We start from the raw sequence: 19,170 nt of genomic DNA, 5'->3' as shown, positions 1-19,170 counted from the left end.
CCTGCGTCACACTCATTAGGAAAGCCGCTATTCTCTATCCTCACTATCAGAAAATCCGATAGCCAGGTTTGGACCGTGGAAGGATGCACCTCATGCCTGACGAACGTCTGCTCTCCCGACTGGACCTCAATCTGCTCGTCGCCCTGGACGCTCTGCTCGTCGAGCGAAACGTCACGCGGGCGGCAGAACGGCTGCGCCTCAGTCAGCCCTCGCTGAGTGCAGCGCTGGCCAAGCTGCGAAGGCACTTCGACGATCCGATTCTGGCCAGACGGGGCAACCAATACGAGCTCACCCCATTGGCGGCGCGGCTCGCAGAGCACACGACCATGGCCCTGGAGGCGGCGCGACGAGTCTTCGACAGTCAGTCCCAGTGGGACCCGTCGGAGTCCGAGCGTGAGTTCGTCATCCACGGCTCGGACTATGCGATGGCGACCATAGGACCGCGAGCCGCGCGGATCGCGCACGAGCAGGCACCCGGCGTTCGCCTGCGGTTCGTGCCCACTACCCCTGAGACGATCGATGACCTGCGCATGCGCCTGCCTTCGATCGACGCACTGATCCTTCCCCACGGCGTGCTGTCTCAGCTCCCGCACATGGATCTCTTCCACGATGATTGGGTAGCACTGGCAGCTTCGGAGAACACTAGAGTCTCGGGCGGCCTAACGATGAAGACCCTCGCGGAATCGCCCGTGGTGTTCACGTACCACACCCGGTTCGCCTTCACCTCAGTGGGGCGCCAGCTTGAGCAGCTTGGAGTGGACCCCTGGGTCGAAGCCAAGGTGGAGAGCTTCGTGATGCTGCCCCTGTTCGTCGAGAACACCCCACGTCTGGCGCTCATTCAGCGACACCTCTCCCCGCTCGCGGAGCGCATGGCGGACATTCAAGTGCTGGCGCTGCCCTTCAAGCCAGTGCCCCTGCTGAACGCCCTCTGGTGGCATGCGGTGCACGAACCCGACCCAGAGCACCGATGGCTGCGTGAGGTCTTCGCCCAAGCAAGCACCGAGCTCAGCATCGCCGGCGCGGAGCCGACGCCTGCAGGCGGCTCGGACGCGGCCCTCAGGTGACCGGCTCCGGGCCCCTAGAGCTGAATCTCGTTCAGCACGTGGGAGCGAAGCTGGATGAACGCAGGCTCAGCTCGAGTCGTGATCTGATCTCGCTCACGACCGAGTGGAACATCGATATCATCGACGATCCGAGAAGGGCGGCCTCCGACCACGACCACCCGGTCTCCGAGATACACCGCCTCGTCGATGTCGTGGGTCACCACAACGATGGTGATGCCGAAGTCCCTGCGCAGCTGGAGCACGAGATCTTCCAGTTCGAACCTCGTCTGCGCGTCGAGTGAGCCGAAGGGCTCATCCATCAGGAGGATCGGCGATTCGTACGCGAGCGCTCGCGCGATCGCGACGCGCTGCTGCATACCGCCGGAGAGCTGCCACGGGTAGCTGCTGATCTTGTCCGACAGCCCCACGACGGCCAGAGCCTCAGCCGCACGGGAGGTCCGTTCGGACTTGGAGACTCCTCGTCCCTCCAGAGGAAAAGCCACGTTCTGCAGCACCTTCATCCAAGGCATCAGCGAGCCGCGGTAGTCCTGAAACACCACGGCGATCTGCTCAACGGCCCCCGTGATCGGCACACCGTCCATCGAGACCTGCCCTGAGGTCGGCGAGGCCAGCCCGGCGAGCAGTCGCAGCAGGGTCGTCTTGCCCACCCCGGACGGTCCGACCAGACAAGTCACGTCCCCGGAACGGATGCTCAGATGGAGGTCTTCGATGACATCCACCCTGTCCGGTCCGGAGCCGAAGGACTTGCTGACGTGTGTCGCTGAGAGCGCGACGGGGCTGGTGAGAGTCTCACGGGTCATGGTTTGGCTCCTCTTCGAGTGAGTGGGGGCGAGTCATGCATCCTGCTGGTGGTACCACCGCAGCAGGCGATCTTCGACGACGGCGTACAGCGCGGTGAACGCCCAACCGATGACACCGATGACGAGCGTGCTTAAGCCCATGCGGAGGACAGCTGGAAGCGCTGCGCACTCTGCAGGATGAAGTAGCCGATGCCCTCCGTGGCACCGTACATCTCGCTGACGACCAGCATCACGATTCCGATGGTGATCGCAAGGCGCACGCCCACGACGATCTGCGGCAGCGCGCCGACGAGCACCACCTTCGGAATGCGCAGCCGCAGCGGAATTCGGTATGCGTCCGAGGCTTCGAAGATCCCCGCGTGGATCGACCGTACGCCCACGATGGCGTTGAGCAGGATCGGCCAGACACAGGCCAGGAAGATGAGGAACACCTTGGGCTCACGTCCGATGCCCAGGGACAGGATGATGATCGGCACAAAGACCACGACGGGCAGCGAACGCAGGAAGTCCAGGAACGGGTCTAGGACTCTGCCCACTTTTGGCATCAGCCCGATGGCTATGCCGAAGCCGAGTCCGACGAGAAGCGAGAGGAAGAGCGCGAGGAAGTAATTCGTGAAGCTGTACACAGCGTCATTCCAGAGCTCCCCGCTCAATGCCCAATCACCCATGGCGCTCAGAATCTCCGTCAGCGGCGGCCAGAACGCCGAGGTCGAGGAGGCGGAGAGCAGAAACCACAGAACGATCAGACTGACCGGCAGCCATGCCTGCAGCAGAAGTGACGTCGCCGGGCTGTAAGACCTGCTGTTCATCTCATGCCCCCGATCCGGTCGTCTGCCAGCGCAGCGAGTCTCGCCTGCACGCGCCCAAGGCCTAAGTTGACCGCATATCCCAGCAGGCCTCCAGTGACGATGTAGGCGTAGGCGAGCTGCGGGTTGCCGCCGACCTGAGCGTCCCCGATCCGCGCGCCGATTCCGGGGATCCGGTCAGGACCTCAACGGAGATCGTGACCAGCACGGCGACCGAGGCGGCCAGCCGCAGGCCCGCCATGATGGACGGGGCGGCACTGGGCAGCAGCACCTTGCGAACGAAGAGCCCACTGGGGATCTGGAAGGCCTGGGTCGTGTCCACGATGGACGAACTCACGCTCCGGACACCGTGCTGGGTCTGCAGGATGATCAGGAAGACCACCGCTACGAAGACCAGCACCGCCTTGAGCTCTATACCCCGTCCGATCATGAGCACGAGCACCGCGACGAGGGCGATCGCAGGGAACGCCCTGCCGAAGTCGACGAGAAAGCGCAGCGAAAGCTCGGCCGCGACGAACCGTCCTGTCAGAATTCCAACAGGAATTCCGACCACCACACCGAACGCCAGACCGACCAGCGCGCCAGCCACAGTCTCCCAGAGGATGGTCCAGTAGGTCGCCGTCAGCAGCGCCTGAAACAGCTCGGCGCCTACCGCGATCGGGCTGGGCAGAAGCGAGTCTGGGAGGGACCCGCTCAGGTGGACGAGATGCCACAGGGCCAGCATGCCGAAGAGGATGAGCATCTGCCATTGCCGGACCCCTCGGGGCTTCTGCCGTGCCGCGGATGGGCGGGTAGGCGCTCGTATGTCTTTGGTCAACGTCACGAAGAATGCCTTTCATTCTGAGCTCGGAGCACAGGGCGACAGCGGGCCCCTCAGCGGGCACCCTCCCAGACGACCTCCTCGTAGGTGACGTCCTCCTGGAGGTCTCCTCCTCCTTCATGACCTCGAGAAGTGGCTCCAGCCCTCCTCGTCGAACTCGACGTTCAGGGTGTCGAGCACCATCCGTTCGTCGATGAACGCTGGAGGCAGCTCGGTGTGATCGTGGTAGACCTGTCGCGCTGCATCAGGGTTCTCATTGCCATACTCGGTGCCCTGTTCGAGCCCCGAGTGGAAGCGTTCGAGAGCCTCTGAGTTCTCCTCCGCGAACTGTTCGCTGGCGATCCACACGACCTGCGGCGCGTTGGGGAGGTACTCCCGCACGCCCGTCCCCACTCGAGTGAACCCATTGTCCACGGCGCTGAGCAGGAAGATGCTGAAGGAGAACACGGCGTCGACCTGGCCGCTGGCAGCAGCCTCGACCAGCGCATCCGTCGGCAGAGGGACAAACTCGACGTCGTCGATGTCGACCCCGTTCTCCAGCAGTCCCGTCATCGTCGCCATATGGGGCAGTCCCCCAATTCCGGCACACCGATCTTGCTGCCTTTCAAGTCGGTCCATTCGGTGATGTCGCTGTCCGGGGCACGATGACCCCGTCGGAAGCCTCTCCTACCTGGTCCGGATCGGCGGACTTTGTGCCGCCCACGACTTTGATCGGCATGTCCTCAGCAACTGCGCGGATGGCCGTGACGGCATCAGTGGCCGCCACATCGAACTCACCGGAGATGACGGCCGAGTTTGCCGTCGCGCCTCCCATGCTTAAGCCGTCTGGATCTCGCTGATTTCGAGCCCCTCTTCCTCGAAGAACCCCTGCTCATGAGCCAGTAGGACATTTTCAATGCTGACGCCGCTGCGAGCGACGCCGAGTTCGATGGTCTCCTCTTCGGCCGCTTCTTCTGCTTCGGCTCCTCCCTCAGCCGTGTCCGCACATGCTGCGAGGCTCAGGAACAGTGCCGCTGCGGTCACGACAGCCGCAGTCTTGGAGGTGCGACGAGGATTCATATCAGCTTCCTTAGATGAGGCAGGGTCATCCGCACCGGACGGTGCCGAACAACCCCAATGTGTGAGGTGGATCACTACCAGCATCCCTAGACACGAACAATAAGGGAACGTGCTATCAGCTATCGCCACCATCGGAATCGCTGATAGCTCTGTGCTAGCAGGGCCGCCCACAGGCGCTCGTTCATCGCACCGACATCGACCCACTCTGACGCAGCTTCTTGGTCAGCTCATGCGCGTGATGAAGGAGCAGACGCCCCATCTCGGCGCGTCGCTCCGAGCGGAATCGAGATTCGATCCCCGTGAGGCTCAAAGACCATGCAGGCTGGTCGGCCTGATCGAAGACCGCCGCACCCATCCCCAGCTGCCCTCCACAATCAGCCCGGGATTCAGCGCCCAACCGTCGCTGCGCGTCTGAGAGATGCGCTGCCGCAGCGACTCCGGAGCATGAGCCTCGCCATATTCAGCGCTGAGATCGCGGCTCCCGAGATACCTCTCCATAGCGCTCTGGTCCATGAAGGACAGCATCACCAGTCCCGCCGAGGCCACGCCCAGCGGAAAGCGCACACCCTCGTAGAGCACGAAGGAACGGATCAGGAAGGCACCGTCCTCGCGCAGCAGGCACACCGTCTCATCTCCGCGCCGGACTGAAAGAAAGGCGCTCTCACCCGTGGCGGCGGCCAACCCTGCCACGTGCTCGCGAGCGATCGAGGTGATGTCATAGCGCTCGGCCGCCACCGCGCCCATCAGGTAGACCTCAGGGCCAAGCATCCACCGTCCGCTGCGATGGTCCTGGTCGCAGAAGCCCTCTGCCGCCAGCGCCCCGAGCAGACGGTGAACCGTGGGTCGCGGCAGGCCGGTGATCCGCGAGGCCTCGATCGCGGAGATCCCCTTCGGCATCCCGCTGCTGACCGCGCGCATCACCGCTGCGAGCCTGCCGACCATCTGAGCACCAGGAAAAGAACCACTCATGTTCACATTATGAGCGCTCCGAGCTCATCACGTCATGCATCGAGCAGTATGTGCGCGAAGAGCTCGATCCTATTGCCCGCCGTAGCAGCTGAAAGCTACCTTCATGCCATCACTGCTGATGTTCGCAGCGTGGACATATGAGAGGAACGGACCCATGAAATTCGTGGATGATGCCGTCGAGGCGCTGGGGGCGGTCGTGACCGACGGCATGACCATCGCCGTGGGAGGCTTCGGGCTCAGCGGCATTCCCATACGCCTGATCACGGCCCTGCGCGATTCCGAGGCCAAGGGACTGACCATCGTTTCGAACAACATGGGCGTGGACGGCAAAGGTCTCGGCCTGCTGCTGGAGAACGGCCAGGTCTCCAAGGTCCTGGCCTCCTACGTGGGCGAGAACAAGCTCTTCGCCCAGCAGTTCTTGAACGGTGAGCTTGAGGTCGAGTTCGTGCCCCAAGGGACGCTGGCGGAGCGGCTCAGAGCCGGAGGCGCAGGCATCCCGGCCTTCTTCACGCCTACAGGTGTGGGAACACCGATCGCAGAGGGCAAGCCCGTCCAGGAGTTCGACGGTCGCGCAGCGATCCTGGAGCGCGGCATCGTCGCAGATGTCTCCCTGGTCCGCGCTCATGAGGCGGACGTCGAGGGAAACCTGAGGTACCGGATGACTGCCCGAAACTTCAACCCTCTGGTGGCCATGGCCGGTCGGATCACCTTCGCCGAAGCTGAGGTCATCGAGGCTGACTACCTGGACCCCTCACTGGTGGACACTCCCGGCATATTCGTCCAGCGCGTCGTCGAGGCCGACAGGACGAAAGACATTGAGAAGCGGACCGTGCGCGTCCGCCAGGAGGCGTAAACCCATGTGGACACGAGATGAGATGGCAGCCATCGCGGCCAGCGAGCTGACCGACGGGCAGTATGTGAACCTGGGGATCGGCATCCCCACGCTTGTCGCGAATAACCTGCCGCCGGGGGTGCAGGTCACGCTGCAGAGTGAGAACGGACTGCTGGGGATGGGGCCTTTTCCCTTCGAGGGGGACGAGGACCCGGATCTGATCAACGCGGGAAAGCAGACGGTGACCCTGCTGCCCGGCGGCAGCTATTTCGATTCCGTCACCTCCTTCGGCATGATCCGCGGCGGCCACGTCCAGACCGCGATTCTCGGTGCCCTGCAGGTGGCCTCCAACGGTGACCTTGCGAACTGGACGGTGCCCGGCAAACTCGTGAAGGGCATGGGTGGGGCCATGGACCTCGTCGTGGGAGCACCCCGGGTGATCGTGGTGACCGACCATACAGCTAAGGACGGCACCCCAAAGATCGTCGAGCGCTGCACCCTGCCCCTCACCGGGGCCGGAGTGGCGGACCGGATCGTTACGGACCGAGCGGTCTTCGACGTGGTCGATGCCTCCCTGGTGCTGCGCAGCGCAGCACCAGGCGAGAGCCTCGACTCTCTCCGCCGGGTGACTGGGGCGGAATTCGCCGTGGATCCGACAGTGGAGCTGGCCCGTTGAGCGCGCAGATCGCAGGATATGCCCGGACTCCTTTCGCCCGCTTCAACGGCGCATTGGCCACGGTGCCCGCATCCGCGCTGGGCGCACACGCAGCTGCCGCCGCGCTGGAACGCGCCGGGATCTCCCCGATGCTGTGGAGCGCGTCCATGCTTAGGCCAGGTGCTTCAGGCGGGGTAGGCCAGAATCCCGCCCGGCAGGCTGCCGTGGCGGCGGGCATCGGGTTCACGGTCCCGGCCCTGACGCTCAACGCCGTGTGCCTCTCCGGGGCCGAGGCGGTGATCGCCGGAGAACGACTCATCACCGGCGGTGAGGTCGACATCGTCGTAGCCATCGGACAGGAGTCGATGTCACGTGCGCCTCACGCGCACGCGGCGCGAGCGGGAACCAGATACGGCGCCATCGAGATGATCGACACGCTCGAGCTGGACGGGCTCACCGACGCATTCGAGTCTCAGTCCATGGGCGCTTCGACGGAACAGGGCAACACGAGCAGGGGCATCACCCGCGAGGTGCAGGACGAATGGGCCGTTCGGTCGCACCGCAGGGCTGCGGCCGCGTCGTCCTTCCACTCTGGGGAGATCGCCCCCTCACGCTGACCACGCACCGCGGCGCGGTTCGAGTCGCCAGCGACGACGGCGTCCGCGCGGACACCACCTCAGAGACCCTTGCGAAGCTCAGCCCCGCATTCAGCAGCGCGGGGACCATCACTGCAGGGAACTCGTCTCAGCTCAGCGACGGCGCGGCGGCGCTCGTCCTCGTCAGCCAGCGAGCGGCGGACAGACTCAGCGTCACTCCCGTGGCTGAGCTTGTTTCGCACTCGTTCGTGGCCGGACCTGACGTCTCGCTGCACGAGCAGCCGTCCCGCGCCATTCTTGCGGCTCTGGAGAGGACGGGCCTGGTAGCACGGGACTTGGACGCTCTGGAGATCAACGAAGCATTCGCCGCAGTGAGCGTCCGTTCGGCCGAGGCCTTGGAGGTTGATCCATCACGGGTCAACAGGATGGGAGGAGCCATAGCGCTTGGTCATCCCATCGGAGCCTCCGGCACCCGGATCATCGGCACCCTGGCCCGTCAGCTTGCCCAGATCGGGCCCGGGGCCGTGGGCGCCTCAGGGATCTGCGGTGGGGGCGGGCAGGGCAGTGCGACGATCCTGCGTGCGCTCTGAGGTCAGCTCTTCCCCTCAGCACCGAGGCTGCTCAGTGCTGCGCGCAGCCGCTGCTCTGCGTCTTCGGCGACTTCACGGACGGCGGGCGCGCCGCTGAGCTGGACCATGGTCTGCGGGTCGATCGCGTCGATGGTGGCGTGATCCTCGTCGTCTCCTCGCCGGACCACCACGTTGCAAGGCAGCAGGGCGCCGAGCTGAGGCTCAGCGGCCAGGGCTCTGCTGGCCAGGGCGGGGTTGCAGGCGCCGAGGATGACGTAGTCCCCACCGCGTCGCCCGTCTCCTCACCGAGCTTCTTGGTGAAGGTCGCCTTGACGTCGATCTCGGTGAGGATCCCAAAACCCTGATCCGCCAGAGCTTCGCGGGTGGCCTCGACCGCCTGGGCATAGGACATCGGCACGGTGATCGTGTGGGTGTAGCTCATGACCTGCTCCTTCGACTCTCAAGTTCACCGACCCTGGATCGGGACGGTGGGATTCAGCACGGCTCAGTTCGATGCGGTCCGCTTCAGGTTCTCACATGGCGCCGCTGCAGACTGCGGCGGCCAGCAACGTGGCCGACGCACGGGTCTGGGCGAGGCACGGGTGGGACACCAAGGGTCTACGTTCCCCAGACGCAAAACAGGGCCGCTGAGCTAGTTGTACTGACCTGTCAGGTCAGTACAACTAGCGGCGGACGGTCTCCACGTAGTCTGAGGTCAGGCCGACAATGCTGGTCGACGCGCGGACGGATTGCCCCTGAGGAGGTGAACCACCGCGGTCGCGGCTCACTGATCCAGCGAGCGGTGCCGTGATCGCCTGATCATAAGGACCGTGACTCCCGCAAGGACGAGTAGTGCCCCTGCTCCGAGGATGACGCCAATAGAGCCGTTGGCTCCGGTGGCAGCCAGGGGACCACCGGACGAGTCCTGACGAGAATCGCCGCCAGAGTCTGCGGTGGTTCCTCCGGTCTCCAGTGACGTTTCTGGTCCTGCGGCAGCATCCGTCGAAGTTTCCGACGTCACGTTTGTCGGGCTGCTGCCCGCTCCACTGTCTGAGGCACCTGTTGGGGAGCCACTGGAATCGTCGGTGGGGCCGGTCGTTGGACCCTCCGAAGGACCGCCCGAAGGACCGCCCGTTGGGCCCTCAGCGGGACCCTCCGTGGGACCGTCGGTTGGCGCGTCCGTGGGACCCTCCGTTGGGCTCTCCGTGGGAGCCTCCGTGGGTCCGTCGGTGGGACCGTCGGTTGGCGCGTCCGTGGGGCCCTCCGTTGGACCTTCCGTTGGGCCCTCAGTGGGACCTTCCGTGGGACCCTCCGTTGGACCTTCCGTGGGACCCTCCGTTGGACCTTCTGTGGGACCCTCCGTTGGACCTTCCGTGGGACCCTCAGTCGGACCTTCCGTTGGGCCCTCAGTGGGACCTTCCGTTGGGCCCTCAGTGGGACCCTCCGTTGGACCTTCTGTGGGACCCTCCGTTGGACCTTCTGTGGGACCCTCCGTTGGACCTTCTGTGGGACCCTCCGTTGGACCTTCCGTGGGGCCCTCAGTTGGGCCCTCAGTCGGGTCTTCACTGGGATCCTCGGTCGGTGGCGCGGCAGTGTCGCAGCCCGGATCGACGAATGTGTTGGTGTCCAGGGTGACTGCGCCGGTGCTTGCCAGGGCGCGTCCCTCCACTGCAGCTCCCGTATTGGCTGTGATGGAGGCCAGGGCAAGAATGGACCCCGCGAACGTGGAGCCGGTCCCCAACGTTGCGGAGCTTCCAACCTGCCAATAAACATTGCAGGCCTGTGCCTCATTGGCGAGCAAGACGTTGCTGGATGAGGCCGTGATCAGCGTCGACCCCGCCTGGAAAATGAAAACTGCATCAGGATCTCCCTGAGCGTCCAGCGTGACAGTGCCAGTGAGGCTCAGTGCTCCCCTGAAGAGTAGACCCCCTCCTCGAAGGTCTGTCCGCCCAGGTCGCCGGTAACAGTCGCCGTGGAAGAACGGCCCGCGAGATCATCGTAGGCGATCCCCAGGTCTGACTGTGCCTGCGCGGCCTCGGCGCTGCCCTCATAGATGGTGCCGCCTACTATCCCTGGCGGAAAGCCTGTGACCGCTGTTCCTGGGCTCACACCCACGTCACCGCTCAAAGTCGTGAGCCCGGTGTTGGTCACAGTCTCCGCGCCGAGCACTGAGAACGAGGCCGCCGTGCCGAGATTCGGAGGGGTAGTCGCTGCGTGAGCGTCAGAGGTGAACGGCGACAATGCCGCCATCGACAGAAGGACGGCAAGAACAGCAGTGACAAGAGCGACAGGCCACGCACGGACAGTAAGCCTCCGTCCTGTCAACGCACGTTGGTTGGAGTCGGCATGCCTATTCATTTTTCCTCCAGAATGAGACACGCTACGCGCCGGTCAGCCCTGGTGCTCCTAGATACTGTGACAGTACGGCCCCAGCGAGTGATGCACAATAGGCAACTTTTCAGAGACACGACATTCTGCACCGATGGGACCAGTCGCCGGAGTCCTGCTGACCTGCCCGTCATGAGCAGCCCATGCATGAGAAAAGCCCCATCCGATGGATGAGGGCTTTTCCTGCTGCTTCAGTTGCGGGGGCAAGATTTGAACTTGCGACCTCCGGGTTATGAGCCCGGCGAGCTACCGAACTGCTCCACCCCGCGTTGGGTTTCCCTGAACGGGACTTGTCTATCTTACATACACATGAACAGCACACAAAATCGGTGTGCTGATCGGTTCTTGGAGCAAGGAAGCGCCCCGGAGCATACGTGCTCCGGGGCGCTTCCAGTCAGCTGGTGGCGGGCTCTATCAGCCCTCCTGCTGCTCCAGCATCTGCTCGATGACCTGATCCAGCTCGTCCTGGGCCTCGCCGTAGGCGGTCCAGTCAGACTCGGACATCGCTTCCTGCGACTCGTTCATGAGCTCACCGGCGCGCTGGAGGAGCTCCTCCATGTCACCGTCGATGGGCTCAGCAGGCGCTGCCTCCTCGGCAGGCTCGTCGGCGTCGTCATCCTCGTCCTCCTCAGGCATGACCGCTTCCTCGTCCTCGACGGCCTCAGGATCCACGCCGTCGAGGTCCTCCTCGACAGCCTCGGCGTCGACGCCGGCACCCTCGGCCGCCTCAACGCCTGCATCACCGTCGAAGATCATGTCCAGCGCCTCCTGGAGGGTGTCGCCGTAGCCGACCTCCTCGCCGAAGGCGACCAGCACCATGCGCAGCGCCGGGTAGGCGGCGCCGGTGCCGGTGGCCTGAACGTAGATCGGCTGAGCATTGAGGATGCCGTCACCGGCAGGCATGGAGATCATGTTGCCTCGGAGCACCTCGGAGCCGCCGAGCTCCAGGATGTTCAGCTGGGACGCGATCGTCGAGTTCGAGTCGAAGTTCGCCTGCGTCTGCCCCGGTCCAGGGATCGCCGTGTCACGCGGGAGCTCCAGCAGTCTCATGTCACCGTAGCCCTCGTTCTTGACGCCGTCCTCGCCTGTGCCTGCATCCCCGGACGCTGCCAGGAACCCGTAGAGCACGTTGCGCTGCTGGCCGTCCGCCTCAGTCGCCGGAATGAACGTGGAGGTCAGCTGGAAGCTGGGGTCCTCCTGCCCAGGCATCTGCATCGTCATGTAGTACGGAGGCTGAGCCATCGCGTCGTCGCCCCCGGTGGGGTCCGACGGAATGGACCACGCATCGTTGCCCTCGTAGAACGTGCCGGGGTTGTCCACGTGGTACTCAGTGAGCAGCTGGCGCTGAATCCGGAACATATCCTCCGGGTAGCGGATGTGGTCCAGCAGCTCGGCCGACATGTCCTCGTAGGACTGCAGGCTGCTCGGGAACACGTCCTGCCACGCCTGGAGGATCGGGTCCTCGTCGTCCCACGCATAGAGCTCAACGGAGCCGTCGTAGGCGTCCACGGTGGCCTTCACCGAGTTCCGCATGTAGTTGACCTGGCCCGTCAGCGCCGGACCGTCCGTCAGTGCGTCCTCCGTTGCCGACTCCAGCTGCTGCTGGGTGGAGTACGGGAAGCTGTTGGAGGTGGTGTACCCCTCGATGATCCACTTCACGCCGCCGTCGACGATGGCGGGGTATATGTTCTGGTCGACCTCCAGATACGGAGCCACCTCCATCACACGCTCACGCGGGTGACGGTTGTAGAGGATCTGCGACTCCTCGTTCATATCGCCCGAGAGGAAGATCTCCGGGGAGCCGAACTCCATGGCGTACACCAGGCGGGAGAACAGGTTCCCCACCGAGGGGCCGCCGTCTCCCGTGAAGGTGTACTGCGTGTCCTGGCCGTCGTCGCCCTCCTCAACAGCCTCGCCGTCCTCATCCTCGACGATCTGAGCCGCCGGGCGGTCCAGCTCCATCGGTGAGGTGCCCTCAGGAGCACCGGCGATGGAGTACTGAGGAGAGTTCTCGCCGAAGTAGATGCGGGGCTGGTAGTCATCATCCGATGCCAGCTCGCCCGTGGTGGGGATCCCCTGGAGCGTGAACTCAGGACGACCCTCATCCGTCACCGTGTTGGCGCTGGCCGCCACCAGGCCGTAGCCGTGGGTGTAGATGAGGTGCTGGTTGACCCACGAGCCCTCCGTGGGCGCATTGACCTCACGTGCGGCGATCACGGTGTCGTGCATCTCGCCGTCGATCTCGTACCGGTCGAAGCTGAGCGTGTCCGGGAACTGGTAGTAGGGACGGAACTGTTGGAACTGCCGGTACGCCGGTGAGACCAGGTTCGGGTCCAGGAGGCGGAGGTTCTCGATGTTGGCCTCATCGCCCGCCAGGGCGCCCTGCTGGGCCTGGGGAGTGGCCTGGTAGTCCTCCTGCTCGAGGTCGTCGAGCCCGTAGGCGAACCGGGTCAGGTCCATGTTCCGCTCAATGTACTCGGACTCCAGCGTCTGCTCGGTGGGGCCCACCTGGTACTCCTGCACCAGGAAGGGGTAGACGCCGGTGCCGACGATCGCCGTAATCACCAGCATGGCCGCACCCACCAGGGAGAGCCTCCACCGAGCGGTGATCGCTGTGACGATGAAGATCAGCGCCACCAGCACCGCGGCCACAGCCAGGATGGTCTGGGCGGGGATGACCGCGTTGACGTCGGTGTACATGGCGTAACCCAGTTGCCGCTCTGGTCCTGCAGCGTGCCGAAGCGGCCGAGGAACCAGTTGGCGCCCTGCAGAAGCAGAAACAGCGCTGCGGCAATGGCGATGTGCCAGCGTGCCGCCTTCTCCACGACGAACTTGCCCGACTGCTCGATCCGGATGGAGCCGAACAGGTAGTGGCAGAGGATTCCGGCGATTCCCGCCACCAGCAGCGCCGAGATCAGGAATCCGACGACGAACGTCAGGAAGGGAAGCGTGAAGACGTAGAAGCCGTAGTCCAGGCCGAACTCCGGGTCAGTCTGGCCGAAGGGCTGCTGGTTGAAGAACAGCAGGACCCCGTCCCAGTTGGCCTGGGCTGCGGTGCGGCGAAGACGCCCATCAGGGCAGGAAGCCCGAACATCAGCAGACGACGCATCGAGGTCAGCGAGCGCTGGTACTGTGCCACCGACTCGCTGACCTGCCGCACCCCGTCCGGCCTGTATTTGAAGGCGATGAAGAGGGAGAGCCAGACCAGCACCGCCATGATGAGGAAGGCTGCGGCGAACACGGCGACGCGGGCGATGCGTTCGGTCCAGAAGACTTCCTGGTAGCCGAGCTGGCTGAACCACATCACGTCGGCGTATATGCTTAGGCGAAGAACACGAACGCGGCCAGCAGGGCCACGATGATGATGATCGTCAGAATCAGCGCAGAGGGCCTGCGGAATCCTCCTGACTCATCGGATGAGGCGCGGCCGCCGCCGTTGGAGCCGCCCTCACCGTCACTGCCGCGGCCGGGGCCGCCGGAATTGCCGAAGATGCCCCTGCCGAAGGGGTTCTGGGAGCCGAAGCCCGGGTTGGAGCTCACGCGTGTGTTGTCCTCTATCTTTTGTACTTATTCAAGGGGAGTGATCTGCGAACCCCTACTGCCTCATCTAGCGTCCGCAGGATTCCAATTGTCTCAAAAAGTTCTGATCGTCGTCACGAACGGCCTCCAGCACATCCACTGCCTCATCGACCGTCTCGATGCCGTAGACGTCCAAGCCGTCCACAAGCCTGCCGTTCAGCTCATCACAGTTTCCTCGGGGGCCAAAAGTGGTCCGCTCCGGAGTTCCGGGCGCCCACAATCTTCTGCGGGATGCCGCCGATGGGGCCCACTGTGCCGTCCGGGTCCACAGTGCCCGTGCCCGCCCAGCTCTCGCCCCCGGTCAGGGACTCCTCACTCATGGTGTCAATGACACCGAGTGCGAACATCAGCCCGGCAGAGGGCCCGCCCACGTTCTCTGAAAGCCGGATCTGCGCCTCGACCGGGAATTCGAACTGAGTGCCCATGAGGGTTCCGATGTAGTACTCGCCGTCGGTCTCCTGGTACGTGGGAACCTCCACGTCGATCTGCTCGCCCTCGCGCTGCACGCTCAGCCGAACCGGCTCGCCCGCAGCGTCATTGACCGCGCCGCGCAGACCCTCAATGCCGGTGATCTGCTCTCCATGCGGCGCGGAGGATGCGGTCTCCCGGCTGAAGCTGATCGCCCACGCCGGCCTCCTCCGCCTCAGGGGTGAAGCCCTCGACGAACAGCTCCAGGCCGAAGTCGATGCCCTGCTGGTCCAAGGCTGCGGCGAAGGCGAGATCCTGTGAGGACGCCATCGCAGCAGTGTTGCGCTCCCGAACCTCCTCGGCAGTGGTGCCGGAGGGATATACAAGCTCCTCGGGGATGAGGTCGATGCTGGGGCTCACCCAGCCTCGCACCGCGTCGGGCACGAAGAGCGTTCCGGTGGGGCGCCGTTGACGTAGACGGTGGTCAGGGCCAGGGCGCCGTCCGTGTCGTATGTCTCCGCGCCCGCGACTTCGATCACCGGCTCGGCGCCATCTCCCTCATTCTCCAGCTCCACCTCTGCGGTGGTGTTGAAGATCGGGCCAGGCGCCTCGCTGATGTACGGAGCAGGAAGGGCGAGCGCGACGATGCCCCCGACGGCTGCCACAGAGGCCGACCCCATTGGACGGTCCTGCGAAGACCCACTAATCGTCCTTGCCGGGCTCGCCGCCGAGCTCATCGTCGAGAAGCTTCTTGAGCTCATCGTCCATGCTGGCACTGGCCTGCTCCTGCTCCCTGCGGCGCGTGTAGAACGTGGAGGGTCGTCCAAATCAGCCTCGTCCGGCTGAACGTCGGGGTGCGACCACACCTCGTCCCGGGCCTCGATGCCGCCGCTCTCGCGCAGGTGCGCCCACAGGGCGGCAGCGTCGCGAAGGCGCTGCGGGCGCAGCTCCAGGCCCACCAGGGCAGCGAAGGCGTCCTCAGCTGGGCCGCCGGTGGCGCGGCGGCGGTTCATCATCTCCCGGAGGCGCTCGGCCGACGGCAGGTGGGCACCCGCCTGGCCGACCACATCGTCGACCCACCCTCCACCAGCGCCACGGTGGTCTCGATGCGCCGCAGAGCTGCCTTCTGCATGTCCGTATGCTCGGCGAAGAGGTCCACCCCCAAGTCGATCTCGAGGGTCTCAGGATCCTGCGGGTCGATGCCCTGGGCGATCTCCTCGAGGCGAGTCATGTCCACCCGAAGATCGGCCGCGGGTGGACCACAGCGTTGAACAGGTCATCCGTCAGCCACGGCGAGTGTGTGAAGAGCCGAATCCGGGCCGCTTCGCGAAGCGCCAGGTAGAGCATGACCTCCTCGTCCTCGACATCGAGGCCCTTGCTGAACTCGCGGATGCTCGTAACAGCAGGACCGCACGGGATCCGGCCATCGGCAGGCCCACGTCCGAGCCTGAGAGCACCTCGGCGGAGAGCTTCCCGATCGCCTGGCCCATCTGCCCGGCGACGGACATCCCCGTCATGCGCTCCATCATGCTTGTCATCTGGCCCAGAGCCTCGGGAGGAATCATTCCTTTGAGCTCCTCCGGCACCTGAGGACCGCCGTTCTCCTCCAGCTGCTCACGCATGACGCTGCTGAGGGCTTCGACGGTGGAGTCCGCCACCGGCTGGCTCAGCCGCTGCCATGACTCGGAGGTCTGCTCGATCCACTGCTTAAGCGGGTCCAGCCCTGTCCGATCTGGCTCTGCGCCTCGAAGACCGTCGACTCATTGAGCCACATGTCAGCCAGTCGCAGGGCGGAATCGATCTGGTGCTGCTCGCCCGGAGTGACCGACGGGTCGTCCTCCGCAGCCGCCGAGAGCGCCGCCGATTCGGCGACCTCCCAATTCACCGGACCGGAGCCCTCATCGTTCTGCATGGCGGAGAACATGGCCTGCACCTGCCCCATGATCTGCTGCATCATCGGGTTGTTGGGGTCCATTCCGAACGGTCCGGATCCGCCGAGCATCGAGGGGTCGAACCCTGCGAAGGGGTTCTGCTGACCGCCCTGCGATCCCCACTGCCGGGGCTGCCGGTGAAGCCCATACTCGGGCCCCGGCTCTTTCCGCTCTGCTCGGAGTCCTCGTCGGTCTTCGACTCCTCGTCCGGCTCGTCCTTGTCCCCGTCGGGGAAGGCCTCGCCGAAGAGGCGCCGCAGCATCTCCTCGGGGTCCTGGCTGTCCCCTTGGCCTGGGTTCTGGCTGTTGTCGCTCACGCGTCACGCTCCTTGAGGCATTGGTCTGGGCGTGCTGACCTCTGTGACCAAGGGTAGCCCCCACACCCGAGGCACCGCCTCTCAGTTCGCCGAAGGGATAAGCCGCAGACCGATCACCCCTCAGAGGCGGGCGAACAGACAGTCGCAGCGATCGGCGGCCTCTGCCTCCGAACAGCCCAGCCGTCCCGACTCCAGACCTCCCCACAGCGTGTGCTGCTCCACCGCCGCCGCGGTGCTGCCGTCGACCAGCCGCAGCGCCTGCTGAGCCACCGCAGCGGCCACCAGCGAAGCATCCGCCTCGTCCAGCCCCCTTGCGGATCCTCCGAAGGCGCCGCCTCCGCCAGCAGACAGTCCGGACAGACGCCGCCCTCACGCGTCAGAAGCGGGCCGATCCGCCATTCCCGGTCTCCGATCACCACCGGCAGCGCCCCCTGCCCCTCCTCCACCGCTGGGCGCACACGGCCCAGAAGCTTCTCGAGGAGTCGCCCAGAGCAATGTGCAGATCCACACCCGCGGTGCCGAAGTCCTCCGGCGCAGCCAGCACCGCGGCGTCGGCTCCCACCAGCTTCAGCTCCTCCACGGCCGCATCCTCACGCCGCCGCCCCTGATGCAGCGCCCGATAGCCGAGAGCGCCTGCAGCCTGCCGCAGATCCGCCGCTCCCACCGGGGCTGCGTCGCGCAGCAGCAGCGTTCCGAGCCCTGAGCGCGCCAGGTGCTCCGCGACCCGCAGGCCCACCGGCGATGCCCCGTCGATGAGGACGGTGGCCAGTTGGCGGCGAGCATGGACACGGGGCGCGGCGCGAGGAGTCATGAGGACATTCTGGGTCGAAACGGCCTCCGCCGCCGTCGCTGTCCACAGGCACTACAGTGGGCGGCTGTGACCGCAGAGAGGCAGAGCGAAGAGCGCATCACCGTGGACGGCGCCGACGTCATCGTCATTCGGTCGGCACGTCGCCGACGAACGATCTCAGGCGACCAGGTCCGGGGCGTGCTCCGGCTCCGCGTACCTGCCCGCACAAGCCGCAGAGAGATCGAGAAGCACGCACGGGCCTTCCGCAAGCGGCTCAGCGCCCGGGGCTCCGGCGGAGCAGGCGGCGATCACGCCCTGGCCGAACGTGCGCGCCGACTCTCGGACGAATATCTCGACGGTGAGGCCGAGTAGGCATCCGTCACCTGGTCCGCCCAGCAGCTCCGCCGCTGGGGCTCCACGACGTCTGCCTCAAGGACCATCAGACTCTCCTCCCGTCTGAAGGAGATGCCCGGGTGGGTGGTGGACTCGGTGCTCGTCCACGAACTGGCTCACCTCATCGAGCCGGGCCACGGACCCGCGTTCGTCCGTCTGGTCGCTAAGTACCCGCGGACCGCCGAGGCCGACGCCTTCCTGGCCGGGGTCAGCTGGGCGGAGCAGCACCTCGAGGCAGCGCCGACGCAGGCGCACTCACCGTCCTAGGCCCCCGAGCTGCTCGAAGTACTCCATCGACTTGTCCGAAGAGTTCACCAGAGCCCGATAGCGGGCGCCCGGCAGGGCCCGGGATGACCGGGCGGAAGATAGGACGCACGAAGGGCACCCGCGATCCCCTGGCCGCCCGCTTCAGCAGCTCCACGTAAGGACCTGCTTACTCGTCATCGTTGGCGACCACCACCCCCAATGCGGCCACGACCGCCCCGTCGCTGCTGCGAATGGGCACCGCAATGCCGCGCGCGTCGGGATGGACCAGACCGTTGCCGACCGCGTGGCCCTGGCTCTTCACCTGGGCCTGGATGGCCCTGATCTCCTCGACCGTGGTCGGCGTCTTGGAGGTCAGTCTGGGGACGCCCGCCGCCACGAGCCGCTCCACAAAGTCCTCGCTCATCTGGGCGAGGAGGACATGGCCGCTGCTTGAGGCGGCAAGGGAATACGGCCCCCGATCACCGTGGCGTTGACGACGGCAGAGCGAGCGGAGAGCCGCTCGAGGAAGAGAACGTCGTACTCGCTCATCACGCCCAGCTGCACATGCTGCCGCACCTGGTTGTGGGCCCACTGCATGAAGGGCATGGCGATCTCGCGCAGGCCCAGCGCCCCGGGCGTTCGGCTGGCAAGCTCCCACAGCCTGATGCCCAGCCGGTAGCTGCGATCGGGCATCCGCTCCACGAGCTTCTCGTGCTCAAGAATGCCGATCAGGCGATGCACGGTGGACACAGGGAGCTGCGTGCGCGCTGCTATCTGGGACAGCGTCAGGAAAGCGGCATCCATGTTGAAGGCGTCCAGCACGCGCAGGTGGCGGGCCAGCACCGACTCGGACTGCTCAGCTCCGGGCATCAGGATCCCTCCGGTCTTTCCGCTCAGTCGAAATCGAACTATGCGCAAAGTGTGTCACAGCTCACACTCAGGAGTACAT

Annotated in this window: 25 protein-coding genes, 1 tRNA gene and 6 pseudogenes; 6 read left to right on the top strand and 26 right to left on the bottom strand. The window is 65.3% G+C overall.

The window, feature by feature from the left end; translation table 11 throughout:
• Positions 1 to 92 precede the first annotated feature (92 nt).
• Positions 93 to 1,064, top strand: a complete 972-nt coding sequence (locus K0H76_RS06010) for a LysR family transcriptional regulator (protein WP_258934813.1) — start codon at positions 93 to 95, stop codon at positions 1,062 to 1,064.
• 14 nt (positions 1,065 to 1,078) lie between these two features.
• Here K0H76_RS06010 and K0H76_RS06005 read toward each other — a convergent pair whose 3' ends face one another.
• The 7 genes and pseudogenes from K0H76_RS06005 to K0H76_RS05975 all read right to left on the bottom strand — a co-directional run bounded on the left by K0H76_RS06005 (position 1,079) and on the right by K0H76_RS05975 (position 5,518).
• Positions 1,079 to 1,864, bottom strand: coding sequence for an ABC transporter ATP-binding protein (locus K0H76_RS06005; protein WP_146339769.1), 786 nt, complete (start codon positions 1,862 to 1,864; stop codon positions 1,079 to 1,081).
• 131 nt (positions 1,865 to 1,995) lie between these two features.
• Complete coding sequence (locus tag K0H76_RS06000) at positions 1,996 to 2,673, bottom strand: ABC transporter permease subunit (RefSeq protein ID WP_258934812.1); 678 nt, start codon at positions 2,671 to 2,673, stop codon at positions 1,996 to 1,998.
• 61 nt (positions 2,674 to 2,734) lie between these two features.
• Positions 2,735 to 3,412: an ABC transporter permease subunit gene (locus tag K0H76_RS05995; RefSeq protein ID WP_258934811.1), complete on the bottom strand. Its 678-nt coding sequence runs from the start codon at positions 3,410 to 3,412 to the stop codon at positions 2,735 to 2,737.
• 195 nt (positions 3,413 to 3,607) lie between these two features.
• Positions 3,608 to 4,051: an ABC transporter substrate-binding protein gene (locus tag K0H76_RS05990; RefSeq protein WP_258934810.1), complete on the bottom strand. Its 444-nt coding sequence runs from the start codon at positions 4,049 to 4,051 to the stop codon at positions 3,608 to 3,610.
• Positions 4,052 to 4,094: 43 nt separating this feature from the next.
• Positions 4,095 to 4,304, bottom strand: a complete 210-nt coding sequence (locus K0H76_RS05985; RefSeq protein ID WP_258934809.1) for a hypothetical protein — start codon at positions 4,302 to 4,304, stop codon at positions 4,095 to 4,097.
• A 2-nt stretch (positions 4,305 to 4,306) separates the two neighbouring features.
• Positions 4,307 to 4,549: a hypothetical protein gene (locus K0H76_RS05980; protein ID WP_258934808.1), complete on the bottom strand. Its 243-nt coding sequence runs from the start codon at positions 4,547 to 4,549 to the stop codon at positions 4,307 to 4,309.
• A 181-nt stretch (positions 4,550 to 4,730) separates the two neighbouring features.
• Positions 4,731 to 5,518 (bottom strand): annotated as a pseudogene (locus K0H76_RS05975) (IclR family transcriptional regulator).
• Positions 5,519 to 5,672: 154 nt separating this feature from the next.
• On the opposite strand from K0H76_RS05975, the gene K0H76_RS05970 reads away from it, so the two are divergent.
• The 3 genes and pseudogenes from K0H76_RS05970 (at position 5,673) to K0H76_RS05960 (ending at position 8,191) form a co-directional block, all read left to right on the top strand.
• A complete protein-coding gene (locus K0H76_RS05970; protein ID WP_146339779.1) occupies positions 5,673 to 6,371 on the top strand; it encodes a CoA transferase subunit A in 699 nt (232 codons plus the stop codon).
• Positions 6,372 to 6,375: 4 nt separating this feature from the next.
• The gene (locus tag K0H76_RS05965; RefSeq protein WP_146339781.1) at positions 6,376 to 7,026 is read left to right on the top strand and encodes a CoA transferase subunit B; all 651 of its coding nucleotides are present in this window, start codon (positions 6,376 to 6,378) and stop codon (positions 7,024 to 7,026) included.
• Positions 7,023 to 8,191 (top strand): annotated as a pseudogene (locus K0H76_RS05960) (acetyl-CoA C-acyltransferase). Before K0H76_RS05965 ends, K0H76_RS05960 begins: the two are co-directional and overlap by 4 nt.
• 2 nt (positions 8,192 to 8,193) lie before the next feature.
• Here K0H76_RS05960 and K0H76_RS05955 read toward each other — a convergent pair.
• The 17 genes and pseudogenes from K0H76_RS05955 to K0H76_RS05875 all read right to left on the bottom strand — a co-directional run bounded on the left by K0H76_RS05955 (position 8,194) and on the right by K0H76_RS05875 (position 17,603).
• Positions 8,194 to 8,612 (bottom strand): annotated as a pseudogene (locus K0H76_RS05955) (DUF302 domain-containing protein).
• A gap of 675 nt (positions 8,613 to 9,287) precedes the next feature.
• A pseudogene (locus tag K0H76_RS05950) lies at positions 9,288 to 9,707 on the bottom strand (hypothetical protein); the annotation flags it as partial.
• Positions 9,708 to 9,842: 135 nt separating this feature from the next.
• Positions 9,843 to 10,420, bottom strand: a pseudogene (locus K0H76_RS05945) (ice-binding family protein); the annotation flags it as partial.
• Positions 10,421 to 10,753: 333 nt separating this feature from the next.
• Positions 10,754 to 10,827: transfer RNA gene (locus tag K0H76_RS05940), tRNA-Met, on the bottom strand.
• Positions 10,828 to 10,972: 145 nt separating this feature from the next.
• Positions 10,973 to 13,258: a UPF0182 family protein gene (locus K0H76_RS05935; RefSeq protein WP_258934807.1), complete on the bottom strand. Its 2,286-nt coding sequence runs from the start codon at positions 13,256 to 13,258 to the stop codon at positions 10,973 to 10,975.
• The gene (locus tag K0H76_RS05930) at positions 13,186 to 13,581 is read right to left on the bottom strand and encodes a UPF0182 family protein (protein ID WP_258935347.1); all 396 of its coding nucleotides are present in this window, start codon (positions 13,579 to 13,581) and stop codon (positions 13,186 to 13,188) included. Before K0H76_RS05930 ends, K0H76_RS05935 begins: the two co-directional genes overlap by 73 nt.
• Positions 13,494 to 13,862, bottom strand: coding sequence for a UPF0182 family protein (locus K0H76_RS05925; protein ID WP_258934806.1), 369 nt, complete (start codon positions 13,860 to 13,862; stop codon positions 13,494 to 13,496). The genes K0H76_RS05930 and K0H76_RS05925 overlap by 88 nt, the downstream gene beginning before the upstream one ends.
• A 17-nt stretch (positions 13,863 to 13,879) precedes the next feature.
• Positions 13,880 to 14,098 carry a hypothetical protein gene (locus K0H76_RS05920; RefSeq protein WP_258934805.1) on the bottom strand — a complete coding sequence of 73 codons (219 nt, stop codon included), beginning with the start codon at positions 14,096 to 14,098 and terminating at the stop codon, positions 13,880 to 13,882.
• Between the two features lie 203 nt (positions 14,099 to 14,301).
• Positions 14,302 to 14,643, bottom strand: coding sequence for a hypothetical protein (locus K0H76_RS05915; RefSeq protein WP_258934804.1), 342 nt, complete (start codon positions 14,641 to 14,643; stop codon positions 14,302 to 14,304).
• A gap of 52 nt (positions 14,644 to 14,695) precedes the next feature.
• Entirely contained in the window at positions 14,696 to 14,965 is a 270-nt protein-coding gene (locus K0H76_RS05910; protein WP_258934803.1) for a hypothetical protein, read from the bottom strand.
• A complete protein-coding gene (locus K0H76_RS05905; RefSeq protein ID WP_258934802.1) occupies positions 14,962 to 15,612 on the bottom strand; it encodes a zinc-dependent metalloprotease in 651 nt (216 codons plus the stop codon). The genes K0H76_RS05910 and K0H76_RS05905 overlap by 4 nt, the downstream gene beginning before the upstream one ends.
• On the bottom strand, positions 15,558 to 15,776 hold the full coding sequence (locus K0H76_RS05900) for a hypothetical protein (RefSeq protein ID WP_258934801.1): 219 nt from the start codon (positions 15,774 to 15,776) through the stop codon (positions 15,558 to 15,560). The genes K0H76_RS05905 and K0H76_RS05900 overlap by 55 nt, the downstream gene beginning before the upstream one ends.
• A pseudogene (locus tag K0H76_RS05895) lies at positions 15,773 to 16,203 on the bottom strand (zinc-dependent metalloprotease). Before K0H76_RS05895 ends, K0H76_RS05900 begins: the two are co-directional and overlap by 4 nt.
• An 8-nt stretch (positions 16,204 to 16,211) precedes the next feature.
• Positions 16,212 to 16,520, bottom strand: coding sequence for a zinc-dependent metalloprotease (locus K0H76_RS05890; protein ID WP_258934800.1), 309 nt, complete (start codon positions 16,518 to 16,520; stop codon positions 16,212 to 16,214).
• Entirely contained in the window at positions 16,499 to 16,792 is a 294-nt protein-coding gene (locus tag K0H76_RS05885; protein WP_258934799.1) for a hypothetical protein, read from the bottom strand. Before K0H76_RS05885 ends, K0H76_RS05890 begins: the two co-directional genes overlap by 22 nt.
• 120 nt (positions 16,793 to 16,912) lie before the next feature.
• Entirely contained in the window at positions 16,913 to 17,074 is a 162-nt protein-coding gene (locus K0H76_RS05880; RefSeq protein WP_258934798.1) for a hypothetical protein, read from the bottom strand.
• Between the two features lie 130 nt (positions 17,075 to 17,204).
• Entirely contained in the window at positions 17,205 to 17,603 is a 399-nt protein-coding gene (locus tag K0H76_RS05875) for a hypothetical protein (protein WP_258934797.1), read from the bottom strand.
• 66 nt (positions 17,604 to 17,669) lie between these two features.
• On the opposite strand from K0H76_RS05875, the gene K0H76_RS05870 reads away from it, so the two are divergent.
• Complete coding sequence (locus K0H76_RS05870) at positions 17,670 to 17,954, top strand: hypothetical protein (RefSeq protein ID WP_258934796.1); 285 nt, start codon at positions 17,670 to 17,672, stop codon at positions 17,952 to 17,954.
• An 84-nt stretch (positions 17,955 to 18,038) separates the two neighbouring features.
• Positions 18,039 to 18,242 (top strand): M48 family metallopeptidase, encoded by a 204-nt coding sequence (locus tag K0H76_RS05865; RefSeq protein WP_258935346.1) that lies wholly within the window; start codon positions 18,039 to 18,041, stop codon positions 18,240 to 18,242.
• A 166-nt stretch (positions 18,243 to 18,408) separates the two neighbouring features.
• Here the strand turns inward: K0H76_RS05865 and K0H76_RS05860 are convergent, their stop codons facing one another.
• A complete protein-coding gene (locus K0H76_RS05860) occupies positions 18,409 to 18,645 on the bottom strand; it encodes a hypothetical protein (protein ID WP_258934795.1) in 237 nt (78 codons plus the stop codon).
• Positions 18,642 to 19,091 (bottom strand): helix-turn-helix domain-containing protein, encoded by a 450-nt coding sequence (locus tag K0H76_RS05855; RefSeq protein ID WP_258934794.1) that lies wholly within the window; start codon positions 19,089 to 19,091, stop codon positions 18,642 to 18,644. Before K0H76_RS05855 ends, K0H76_RS05860 begins: the two co-directional genes overlap by 4 nt.
• Positions 19,092 to 19,170 lie beyond the last annotated feature (79 nt).

Origin of the sequence: Nesterenkonia pannonica, assembly GCF_019575955.1 — a bacterium.
Classification (GTDB): Bacteria; Actinomycetota; Actinomycetes; order Actinomycetales; family Micrococcaceae; genus Nesterenkonia; species Nesterenkonia pannonica.
The sequence above is the reverse complement of the archived record's forward strand: the minus strand, read 5'-3'. Positions and strand labels throughout refer to the sequence as shown.